Raw genomic sequence first — 2,412 nt, 5'->3', positions numbered from 1 at the left:
CCCCGGCTCGGCGCCGGTCGACGGCGGGGCCGTCGGCTCGGCGACGCTCGACGACGCCCCCGGCGCGGCGGTCGTCGGCGCCGACGCGTCGCCCACGGCCGCCGACCCGTCCTGGTTCGCCCGACCCGTCCTGGAGGTGGCCCGGGACCTCCTGGGCTCGCGGCTGGTGTCGCACGCGCCGGACGGGACCGTCGTGCTGCGCCTGACCGAGGTGGAGGCCTACGCCGGTGAGGTGGACCCCGGCTCCCACGCCTACCGTGGACGGACCGCGCGCAACGCCGTGATGTTCGGTCCCGGCGGGTACCTCTACGTCTACCGGCACCTGGGGCTGCACCACTGCGTCAACGTGGTGACGGGCACCGAGGGCCGCGCGTCGGCGGTGCTGCTCAGGGCCGGCGAGGTCGTCCAGGGTCAGGACGTGGCCCGTCGGCGCCGGGCAGCCGCGGGCGTCGTCCGCCGCGACGTCGACCTGGCGCGCGGTCCCGCGCGACTCGCGGTGGCCCTCGGGCTGGACCTGACCCACCGGGGCGCCTCCCTGACCGCGCCGGGCGCGCCGGTCGTCGTCCTGCCCGGTCCTCCGGTGCCGCGGTGGGAGACGGGGCCGCGGGTCGGGGTCAGCGGCGTCGGCGGGGACGGGTCCCTGTACCCGTGGCGCCTGTGGCTGCCGGACGAGCCCACCGTCTCCGTGTACCGGCCCGCGGGGCCTCGGCGACGACGGCCGCAGCCCGGTCCATGACGCGGTGACGCCGGGCGCTCGCGCGGCGCAGCGGCGGCGTCCGGCGCCGGGGGCACGGACCGTGTGCGGCGCCCCGGCCCGCGGACGGCAGACTAGGCGCTCGACGGACCGAGAGAGGAACGACTGGTGGACATCCTGGACGAGCTGCGGTGGCGGGGCCTGCTGGCCCAGACGACGGACGAGCAGGCGCTGCGCGAGGCGCTCGCCGCGGGCCCCGTCACGCTGTACTGCGGCTTCGACCCGACGGCGGCGAGCCTGCACCACGGGCACCTCGTGCAGCTCGTGGTCCTGCGTCACCTCCAGCAGGCGGGGCACCGTGTGCTCGCGCTGGTGGGCGGGGCGACCGGCCTCATCGGCGACCCAAGGATGTCGGGGGAGCGCGTCCTCAACACCAAGGAGACGGTCGCCGAGTGGGTCGACCGGCTGCGCTCGCAGATCGAGCGCTTCCTGGACTTCGAGGGCGACGACGCCGCGCGCATGGTCAACAACCTCGAGTGGACGGGCGAGCTGTCGGCGATCGACTTCCTGCGGGAGGTCGGCAAGCACTACCGCCTCGGCACGATGCTGGCCAAGGACACCGTCGCCCGCCGGCTCGCCAGCGAGGAGGGCATCTCCTTCACCGAGTTCAGCTACCAGATCCTGCAGGGGATGGACTTCCTCGAGCTGCACCGTCGGTACGGCTGCACCCTGCAGACCGGGGGGAACGACCAGTGGGGCAACCTGCTGTCCGGAGTCGAGCTGGTCCGCAAGGCCGAGCACGCAGCGGTGCACGCCCTGACGACGCCCCTGATCACCAAGGCGGACGGCACCAAGTTCGGCAAGTCGGAGGGGGGCGCCATCTGGCTCGCCCCGGACATGATGAGCCCGTACGCCTTCTACCAGTTCTGGCTCAACACCGACGACGCCGACGTGGCGCGGTACCTGCGGATCTTCACCTTCCTCACGCGTGAGGAGATCGCCGAGCTCGAGCGGGAGGTCGCCGAACGGCCTGCCGCCCGCGCCGCCCAGCGGGCGCTCGCGGGGGAGGTGACGACCCTGGTGCACGGGGCGGAGGCGACCGACAAGGTCATCGCCGCCAGCCAGGCGCTCTTCGGCCGCGGCGAGCTCGCGCAGCTCGATCCCGCGACGCTCGGCGCGGCGGTCGCCGAGCTGCCGAGGGCTGGGGTCGTCGACCACGGGACCGAAGTGGTCGACCTCCTGGTGTCGACCGGGCTCGTGGCCGGCCGCGCCGCGGGCAGGCGCGCGATCGCCGAGGGTGGCGTGTCGGTGAACAACGTCCGGGTGACGGACGAGGCCGCCGTGCTGGGCCCCGACGCACTGCTCCACGGACGCTGGGCGGTCCTGCGCCGCGGCAAGAAGACCCTCGCGGTCGTCGAGCGCACGCCCTGATCCGTGGGCTGTCGGGCCCCACCCGGCGACGCCGCGGCCCGACCGGTCGACGGCCGTCCGGGGGTGAGCCAGCACACGTCCGGGCGGCTTGGACTTCCGCGGCCCGACGGCGTAGAGTCTTCCTCGCCCCCAAGGAGCAACGAACGGCGCGAGCCGGTCGGTCCGGGGGGAAAACCACAGCTCAGAGGCCCTCGGTGGCCTCCCATGAGGAGTGGGCTCGCTCCCGAGCCGGTCGTTGACCGAGCGAACGAGACCGAGTACAGTAGAGAAGTTGCCTCCTGATGGGT

At 74.3% G+C, this 2,412-nt stretch carries 2 protein-coding genes; both read left to right on the top strand.

What is annotated here, in order from left to right:
• Positions 1–130: 130 nt before the first annotated feature.
• Positions 131–736 carry a DNA-3-methyladenine glycosylase gene (locus N866_RS18180; protein ID WP_052023244.1) on the top strand — a complete coding sequence of 202 codons (606 nt, stop codon included), beginning with the start codon at positions 131–133 and terminating at the stop codon, positions 734–736.
• 123 nt (positions 737–859) lie between these two features.
• Complete coding sequence (tyrS, locus tag N866_RS18175) at positions 860–2,125, top strand: tyrosine--tRNA ligase (RefSeq protein ID WP_034229357.1); 1,266 nt, start codon at positions 860–862, stop codon at positions 2,123–2,125.
• Positions 2,126–2,412: the final 287 nt, after the last annotated feature.

Origin of the sequence: Actinotalea ferrariae CF5-4 (genome assembly GCF_000603945.1) — a bacterium.
GTDB lineage: Bacteria > Actinomycetota > Actinomycetes > Actinomycetales > Cellulomonadaceae > Actinotalea > Actinotalea ferrariae.
Note: the sequence above shows the minus strand (reverse complement) of the source record. Positions and strands in the feature narration are given on the sequence as shown.